The following is a 5,575-nucleotide window of genomic DNA, read 5'->3' on the forward strand; positions in this document are numbered from 1 at the left end:
TCAGCAGCGCGCAAGGCAGCGGCCACCTCAAACTCATCGCCAACAGCGGCCCGGTGCTCGTCCAGGCCCAGGCCGACACGATGACACTCGCCGCCAAGGAGCAACTGAAGATGGTCTCCGTCTCTGGCAAGCTCGACCTCGCCTCCGCAAAGAAAATCCACCTCGCGGTGGCAGGTGGATCAGCCATCACGATTGAGGGCGGGAACATCACCGTGCAGTGCCCGGGGGTGCTCACCGTGCATGCCAGTCAGCGGAGCTTTGTGGGGGGGGCGAAGGTGGATGCGGCGTTGCCTGTGATGTCCAACTCCAACAGTTCTTGGGTACAGCTCGAAGCCCACTACGAGGATGCATGGAATACCCCTTGGCCACTCGAGAATACCGAGGTGAAGGTTAATAGCAAAACCATCACCAAGTCACTCACGATCAATAAAGCTTGAGCGCATACACATGGCAAACCAGCAAGCATCCCCCCCTGTAAAAACGTTCTCAAGCGACGATGGCGATGTAATTGTCATTGCCAGAAGTGCCTATACCGAAAAAGAAATCTCCGAAGATCGTGAGCAGATTGTTCAACGCCTGCACGGTGCGTATTTGAACCTGTTAGACCACATGGCGGAATTCCAGCAACAATGGGACACCGACCCGAAGATTGCCTTTCTGGACGCAGCTTACGAGGGCGTGAAAGAAGGCGGGGGAGACTGGGGAAAAAGCATTGGTGATCTGTTCGACAAGAAGACCTGGAAGGAGGTTGGACAAAAGATTCAGCACTTCGCTGGAAAAGCCATTGACACGATGGCCGACTACTCGGCGCAGCAATACGAAGAACTGCGGGAGAGTCTGAATGGCGGCGCCAACCTGATCGAACATGCCGACGACACCATCAAGAATTGGGCGTGGTGGCAAACCGTTATAGATCGCAAGGCGGAGCAAGCTCGTGACTACACCCAAAAAAAGGTCGATACGATCACGAAAACGGTGAACGACACCACAGCTACCGTGCTCGACTCGGTCGACAAATCCAACAAGATCTATCAGCACCGCAACGCGATCCTGAATCTGCCCAACCTCATCACCGAGGGCGACGCCAAAGGCGTGCAGAATTTCGTTGATACGGTGCTCAAGGACATCGACCCGACCCTTGCCAAATCCATTAAAGAGAGCGGGCAGTTTCACATCGCGCTGGAACTGATCGCCGACCATGACAGCGCACTCAACTACGTTTCCTACCTCGGCCTCATGCTCGAAGCCGTCCCACCAAATTTCTATGCCTACACTTCAGCCAAGTTCGGCGTGCAATTGCTGCTGGAAGTCATCCTGACGGTACTTTGCGCTTTCCTCACTGCCGGCACTGGCGTTGCCGTGCGACTCACCACCCTAGCCGCCCGCTTGACGGCGGCCAGTGTCAAGGTCACTACCGTGGCGCGCCGCATCCAGAAAGCGCAGGCCGCCTTGCGCGCCTACGCCAGAATGCTTGAAGACTTCCTCGATGCATCGCGCCAGATGCATCGCCTCGGCGAAAAACTTCTGGCAGCAAGAAGGCGCGGCGTCACCGTGCGTGGCAAAACACGACAAACCCTCAGCGCCAAGAAAAAACTGATCAAGCGCGACACGCGCTGCCGTTTGTGCGGCAGCACGGAGCACTCCACCCCACGTGGACGTTTAGGCAACGTCGAATACGACTGAGCGAGCAATCGACATGGCAATCAAGAAAGCGACTCCACGCAAGAGCAAATCGGCCAAGGCCAGTCCAGACAAGCGCGCACCACTCGCCCTGACAGGCCAGACGACCAAAGACAGCCAATACCTACATCGCATCATTCGCGCCATCGCGGATGAGCGTAACCACCCGCGTCACCAGGGCGTGGCGATGCAGGCCCACCATGTGATCTCCGCGACTGCGATGAAGGAATCCGGGCTTGCCGACAAGATTCGCAAGTTCGGCTATGACATCAACTTGCTAGACAACCTCGTGTTTCTGCCCTCTACCCTGCAAGGGGCGTGCCACCTTGGGGTGCAGCCGCACAGAGGAAATCATACGGCACCTATCCTGGATAGTTATGACGATGACGAGCATCCACTTAGCTATCACAAGATGGTTGCTAAACGAATAATGGCCGCGAAGCTTGGCCTAACCAAGGACTGTCCAGGATACATGGGCGGGCCGCAAGATCTTACTGCGCGGCATAAAATCAAGTCAGAACTTGACAATCTCAGTCAACAAATCTTGAAGCTAATTCAGAAGAGACCCGAGGAAGCGCCTCTCACAAGAGTAGCCGCGCATTTCCAGCCAGGCGATTCGATTGGGTGCGCGGGTACTGACTCAACGACATTGCATCGGTTCGATCATCAATGCTCGGTCGGACGCAATCATCACAAGAATCAAGGCCCGGAACAAAAGGTGGAAAATATCACCTATGCATCTGACGGCAAATATCAACTAAAAGCGGGGCGATAAGTAATGTACGAAGAAGAATATTATTTAATCAGAGACCAAAAGAATAACGATCGCATACCATTCTTGACACCAGACAAAGACACATCAAATAGAAATTATGATTTTGAGGCATTACCTTTTGGTCAAGCACCCTTGAAATTCCATAATGGTTTTAAAGAAGAACGTCGTCGCCAGGGTATTAAAAGCATCACCCCAGAACTATTGTTTAGTGGTTTTGATATCATCGTCGACGACAATATTCGTGAACGCTTACTGAATTACGACTTTCCAAATCTTCACATCTACCCTTCGATCTACATTGATGACCAAGATCAGTGGCATGAAGACCGCTGGTATCTAACCTTCACCGAGCGCTTCGACTGCTGGGATCGCAATACGTCTGACTACGAACAGGACGTAGCGCCTGTCCGACTGGGTGGTATCGAATATCATCAAATTTACAGCTTGCGGTTCAATCAGGAGTTGTTTGCGAAGACGCCGCTTTCTCAGCGACTTCTGTTCAAACTAGGCGGCTCAATTGACGCCTACATCGTCGCGCATCAATCGATTTTGACAAAGATTTTCGGTCGCGCGCCCGACAACGGCGCAGAGTACGTGCGCGTGTCAGATTACTGAGCTTTTGTTTGTTGGATGAATTCGAAGGCGAATGCCAACACAAGCAAGGCTGAAGTCGCCACAGCGTTGACCACCACATGAGCGTTGATATCGCTGATGCCAACATCGCGCTGCCCCCTAGCTTGAGCTGATCATGAAGATATTCTGCCATTCACTTACCTTGGCCGCGCTGTGCCTTGCTAGCGCCGTTGCCGCAGCGGCGTGCAACAACCCGGCCAATTGGTACGAATCCCCAAACGAAGGTATCAAGTTCGTCATTGGCTACAACGAAGATACCTTGTTGCTGGGTTCCCAGACCATGAACGGCCTGACCATGCAGGCTTATCCTGACAAAGTACCTGAGGACCTCCTGTCAAAGAGTGGCACAGGGGCGCTCTCAACCACATACGAGGACGCAGAAGGAAAGCCCAGAACAACTGCCGATGGCTGGATTTCTTACTTCGAACCAAATCCAGCCGGTGGATGGCGAATTTGCCGAAAGGAAAAATGGCGGTCTCACACACCAAACAGTAAGCCGGATGTCATTCACTTAAGTAAACAAAATGCTCGAAACAACAAGAAGGTTGCCTCCATCGCAGAAACGCATGATTTAGGATCTGCGCAAGTTTTTCTCTACGATGCAAAAGGGCGTATCGAACGCAAGTTTTCTGTTTCTCCATCTGAGCTTGCTGACAATCAACCACAACGAATTTCCGGTTTTCACTGCTACCGTTACGACGACAAAGACCGCGTCCTGCTCTGGGTGCGCGCCACCGAAACCCGGCGCTGCCCCGCTGGCGAACCCGACCCACGAGACGATTTCCACCGCTTCGAATTCGCGGAAGTTGAGGGCAAGGTCTGGCATAAGTGGATTGAGCAACACTCTGGCAAAGAAGATGGCTCTTGGAGTAAGCGCATCGATTTCTCTGTCGTTCCCGCTGAATACATGACCTCCACGATAGCGGTTGCCGAGGCGCATGAACTTGCCGGGGGGGGGCATGTAACGTCCGCCGCCGGCGTCACAAAAATTCTGGGGGGCTCCGACCTGCTCGGCTCCAAAGACAAAAGCCACAACTACAAATGGCCCTATGCCTCAGGCAGCCTCCCCCCAGTTGAATACTTTTTCACCAAGCCCCCTGTACCCATCAGCCTGCTGCGTAACCCCGAAGAGATTTACCAGTACGACCGCCGCCGCGAAACGAGCGTGAGTCGCGTCATCAAGCTCGTAGAGCATTTCAAGGCTGGCGAGCATCAGGTGCGCGACCGCTTCTACACCGCTCTGGGCCGCACGATGCGGCAAGAACAATACGACGAGCAAGGCCGCCTGAAGCGCGTCATCAATCTGCTCGACCTCGACCCGATGCAGGACGGAAAGTTCTACGGCGACGAGCCGCAAGACCTCAAGCGCACAAAGATTGCGCTGCGCCTTAAAACCAACTTGATTTATTACCGCGTGTGGGAATACGACGACGCAGGCAAAGCCACGCTCGTCGCACTGGGCTGGAACAACAGGCTGGGCAGCGCCGTCGCTAAGAAAGAGATGTTCGACTTCGCCGACATTCGCTATGGCACACCGGACGGCAAGGAAAAATGGCAAGGCAAAGAAGCGTTCTTCAAGGCCTTTGACTTCGATCCCAATGCCAGACGCGCTTACCCAAAAAACAGCCAAGATCGCTAATGCACAGCGGTACAGGCCTATATCGAGCCGAATGCTGCGTCGCAGCAACCCCCGAGAATCTGAGCAAAGACACGCTGGGCGTGGTGCCGCCCGCACGGCAACCATTCGACACAAAGACGAACTCTTTTATATGAAGAACATGAACTTGAAAAGCACAAAGCTCACCTACTTACTCGCACTCGCCCTGTGCCTCACTGCCTGTAAAAGCCGCGAAGAAGAAATAGCGGCTGAGCACGCCAAAGGCACAGCCCTCGTTGAAGACAAGGCCGCCCGCGTGAAAGGCATTGGCGAAGCACTGCAGAGCGACGGCCAGAAAGCAGCGGCTGAACTTTCTACGGGTGTTGGCAAGGTGATCGGCGGGGTCACGCAGGGCATTGACCGCGCCAAGGAAGCCAAGATCACGACCGATGATGGCGCCGCAAAACTTGGCGTCAGCAGCGACCGTGCGGTGTTGGAGGTCAATGGCAAGGAGGGACAGAACACACTCAAGGCCTATGTAAAGTCTGCCCAAGCTTTCAAAGGCAGTCTGCATCTGCGCGGCTTCGACAACAACAACCGCGAAGTGGGTCGGAGCACAAAGGAAGAGCGAAGCTTGGCTGCTGATGATGCCGAATACGTCGCCTTCACGTTTGATTCGGCCACCCCCATGAATCGCGTAGAAAAGTGGGTGCTGTTCGCAGCAGCCAAATAAAGCTTGGTAGTAGCGTGCGTACTCCGGCAGCAGTGCAAGTCCCGAAGGCCCAGACCCCCACCGCCCTGCCAGACAAGAAGCCATGAACCAGGCCTTAGACCCCCGCAGCCTGCCCGCCGCAGCGAGCGCACTGGAGGTGCTGGCCGGCCTGCGTTCC

At 54.5% G+C, this 5,575-nt stretch carries 6 protein-coding genes; all 6 read left to right on the forward strand.

Translation table 11 applies throughout. The features are described from left to right. On the forward strand, nt 1-437 hold a 437-nt coding region (locus C0V76_RS19340), incomplete at its 5' end, for a DUF2345 domain-containing protein (RefSeq protein WP_143707494.1). Nucleotides 438-447: 10 nt separating this feature from the next. Next, nucleotides 448-1,683 carry a hypothetical protein gene (locus tag C0V76_RS19345; protein ID WP_143707495.1) on the forward strand — a complete coding sequence of 412 codons (1,236 nt, stop codon included), beginning with the start codon at nt 448-450 and terminating at the stop codon, nt 1,681-1,683. Between the two features lie 13 nt (nt 1,684-1,696). After that, complete coding sequence (locus tag C0V76_RS19350; protein ID WP_101944558.1) at nt 1,697-2,455, forward strand: AHH domain-containing protein; 759 nt, start codon at nt 1,697-1,699, stop codon at nt 2,453-2,455. Nucleotides 2,456-2,458: 3 nt separating this feature from the next. Beyond that, nucleotides 2,459-3,070, forward strand: a complete 612-nt coding sequence (locus C0V76_RS19355) for a hypothetical protein (protein WP_101944559.1) — start codon at nt 2,459-2,461, stop codon at nt 3,068-3,070. Between the two features lie 133 nt (nt 3,071-3,203). Further along, entirely contained in the window at nt 3,204-4,727 is a 1,524-nt protein-coding gene (locus C0V76_RS19795; protein ID WP_143707496.1) for a hypothetical protein, read from the forward strand. 31 nt (nt 4,728-4,758) lie between these two features. Then, a complete protein-coding gene (locus C0V76_RS19370; RefSeq protein WP_143707497.1) occupies nt 4,759-5,418 on the forward strand; it encodes a hypothetical protein in 660 nt (219 codons plus the stop codon). The last annotated feature ends 157 nt before the right edge of the window (nt 5,419-5,575 follow it).

The organism is Uliginosibacterium sp. TH139 (genome assembly GCF_002855595.1).
GTDB classification, from domain to species: Bacteria; Pseudomonadota; Gammaproteobacteria; order Burkholderiales; family Rhodocyclaceae; genus Uliginosibacterium; species Uliginosibacterium aquaticum.

Excerpts from the sequence above, each read along its gene's own strand:
- C0V76_RS19345 (WP_143707495.1), top strand. The coding sequence starts at position 448 with ATGGCAAACCAGCAAGCATCCCCCCCTGTAAAAACGTTCTCAAGCGAC.
- C0V76_RS19350 (WP_101944558.1), top strand. The coding sequence starts at position 1,697 with ATGGCAATCAAGAAAGCGACTCCACGCAAGAGCAAATCGGCCAAGGCC.
- C0V76_RS19355 (WP_101944559.1), top strand. The coding sequence starts at position 2,459 with ATGTACGAAGAAGAATATTATTTAATCAGAGACCAAAAGAATAACGAT.
- C0V76_RS19795 (WP_143707496.1), top strand. The coding sequence starts at position 3,204 with ATGAAGATATTCTGCCATTCACTTACCTTGGCCGCGCTGTGCCTTGCT.
- C0V76_RS19370 (WP_143707497.1), top strand. The coding sequence starts at position 4,759 with ATGCTGCGTCGCAGCAACCCCCGAGAATCTGAGCAAAGACACGCTGGG.